The following is a 2,408-nucleotide window of genomic DNA, read 5'->3' on the forward strand; positions in this document are numbered from 1 at the left end:
CCATAGACGTGGGCGCCGGCACAGGCATCGCCACCACACTCCTCCACCAACACGGCGCCCACGTCCTCGCCGTGGAACCGGGCGACGGCATGACGACCCAGTTCCGCCGAACCCACCCGCACATCCCGATCGTCCGAGGCAACGGCGACGCCCTCCCCCTCGCCACAGCCTCCGCGGACTTCATCACCTACGCCCAGGCCTGGCACTGGACCAACCCCGCCCGCTCCCTCCCGGAGGCGATGCGCGTCCTGCGCCCCGGCGGCGCACTGGCCCTCTGGTGGAACACCAGCGCCCCCGACATCCCCTGGATCGCGGCCCAGTACGCACGCATCAACGCGTACATCGGCGGAGACCCCACCACCGTGCGAGGCTCCGGCCGCAGAGCCCGCACCGAAGAGATATTCGCCGGCGCCCCACACCACCCGGACTGCACCGTCCGCGAACTCCGCTGGAGCCGCACCGTCCCGATCGACGTCCACCTCGCCAACATCGGCAGCCACTCGGTCTTCCTGGTCCTCGGCGAGGAGGCCACCCACACCTTCCTCGCGAAGGAGCGCGCCCTCCTCCTCGACACGTTCCCGAGCGGCACGATCGAGGAGATCTACGACGTCGTACTGATCGTCGTACCCCGCCCCTGACTCCCGTTACTCCCGTTCTTCCAGGCGTCCCGCGCTTGACGCCCTCACCCCGCAGGAGCACTATTCATCACATGATGAATTACAACTTGGACCCCCCGGCCGTCCGAGCCCAGACCCTCACCGTCGCCCGAGGCCCCCGCACGGTCCTGCGCTCCCTGGACTTCACCGTTCCCCCCGGCCAGATCACCGGCCTCCTCGGTCCCTCGGGATGCGGCAAGTCCACGCTGATGCGGGCGATCGTCGGCACCCAGGCCAAGGTCACGGGCACCCTGGAGGTCCTCGGCCTCCCCGCCGGCGCGGCCCCCCTCCGCTCCCGCATCGGCTACGTCACCCAGGCCCCCTCCGTCTACGACGACCTCACGGTCCGCCAGAACCTCGACTACTTCGCCGCGATCCTCGACCCCGGCCACGCGGCCGCCGAGCGCCGCCGGGCGAACGTCACCCGGGCCATCGCCGACGTCGACCTCACGTCCCACGCCGACGCCCTCGCGGGCAACCTCTCCGGAGGCCAACGCAGCCGCGTCTCCCTGGCCGTAGCCCTCCTGGGCACCCCCGAACTCCTCGTCCTCGACGAACCCACGGTCGGCCTGGACCCGGTCCTCCGCCGAGACCTCTGGACCCTGTTCCACACCATCGCCGCAGACCGCGGCGCCACCCTCCTGATCTCCTCCCACGTCATGGACGAGGCCGAGCGCTGCCACCGGCTCCTCCTCATGCGCGAGGGCACGCTCCTCGCGGACGACACCCCCGACGCCCTGCGCACCCGCACCGGCGCCGAGACCGTCGAAGCCGCGTTCCTGCACCTGGTCGACGAGGCCGCAGCGGCAGGCGCCCCGGAAAAGGAGAGGACCCGATGAACACCACGCACACGACCCCGAACCCGCACACGAACCCGAACGCGACCCCGACCCCGAACCCGAACCCGAACCCGAACCGGAGCGTGATCACCTACTCACGCACGACAGCGACGGCGGCCCGAGTCCTGCGCCAGCTGACCCACGACCCCCGCACGATCGCCCTGCTGATCCTCATCCCGTGCGTGATGCTCTTCCTGCTCCGCTACGTGTTCGACGGCAGCCCGCGCACCTTCGACAGCATCGGCGCATCGCTGCTGGGCATCTTCCCCCTGATCACGATGTTCCTGGTCACGTCCATCGCCACCCTGCGCGAACGCACCTCCGGCACCCTCGAACGCCTCCTCGCCATGCCCCTCGGCAAGGCCGACCTCATCGCGGGCTACGCCCTGGCCTTCGGCACGCTGGCGATCATCCAGTCGGCCCTGGCCACGGGGCTGGCGGTCTGGTTCCTGGACCTGGACGTCACCGGCTCCCCCTGGCTCCTCCTCGTCGTCGCCCTCTTGGACGCCCTCCTCGGCACCGCCCTCGGCCTCTTCGTCTCGGCCTTCGCCGCCTCCGAGTTCCAGGCGGTCCAGTTCATGCCGGCCGTGATCTTCCCCCAGCTCCTCCTCTGCGGCCTCTTCACCCCCCGCGACAACATGCACCCCGCCCTGGAGGCCATCTCCGACGTCCTCCCCATGTCCTACGCGGTCGACGGCATGAACGAGGTCCTCAGGCACACCGACATGACCACCGCCTTCCTCCACGACACCCTGATCGTGGCAGGCTGCGCCCTACTGGTCCTGACCCTCGGAGCAGCCACCCTGAAACGCCGAACAACATGACCGACCACGCCGCGACTCTTGGGAACGCGGGGACTGCACGACTCTTAGGGGCGCGAGGAACGGCGCGTTCTTCTAGGGGCGCGGGGAAC

Annotated in this window: 3 protein-coding genes; all 3 read left to right on the forward strand. The window is 70.1% G+C overall.

Going from position 1 to position 2,408, the window contains the following annotated elements; genetic code table 11:
* Nucleotides 1-638, forward strand: a 638-nt coding sequence (locus FNH08_RS48855) for a class I SAM-dependent methyltransferase (protein ID WP_152778355.1), incomplete at its 5' end; no start/stop codon positions are given.
* Between the two features lie 71 nt (nt 639-709).
* Entirely contained in the window at nt 710-1,495 is a 786-nt protein-coding gene (locus FNH08_RS48860; RefSeq protein ID WP_152778356.1) for an ABC transporter ATP-binding protein, read from the forward strand.
* On the forward strand, nt 1,492-2,319 hold the full coding sequence (locus FNH08_RS48865) for an ABC transporter permease (protein ID WP_152778358.1): 828 nt from the start codon (nt 1,492-1,494) through the stop codon (nt 2,317-2,319). Before FNH08_RS48860 ends, FNH08_RS48865 begins: the two co-directional genes overlap by 4 nt.
* The last annotated feature ends 89 nt before the right edge of the window (nt 2,320-2,408 follow it).

The sequence above is a fragment of the Streptomyces spongiae genome, assembly GCF_009377185.1.
Lineage (GTDB): Bacteria > Actinomycetota > Actinomycetes > Streptomycetales > Streptomycetaceae > Streptomyces > Streptomyces spongiae.

Excerpts from the sequence above, each read along its gene's own strand:
- FNH08_RS48860 (WP_152778356.1), top strand. The coding sequence starts at position 710 with ATGATGAATTACAACTTGGACCCCCCGGCCGTCCGAGCCCAGACCCTC.
- FNH08_RS48865 (WP_152778358.1), top strand. The coding sequence starts at position 1,492 with ATGAACACCACGCACACGACCCCGAACCCGCACACGAACCCGAACGCG.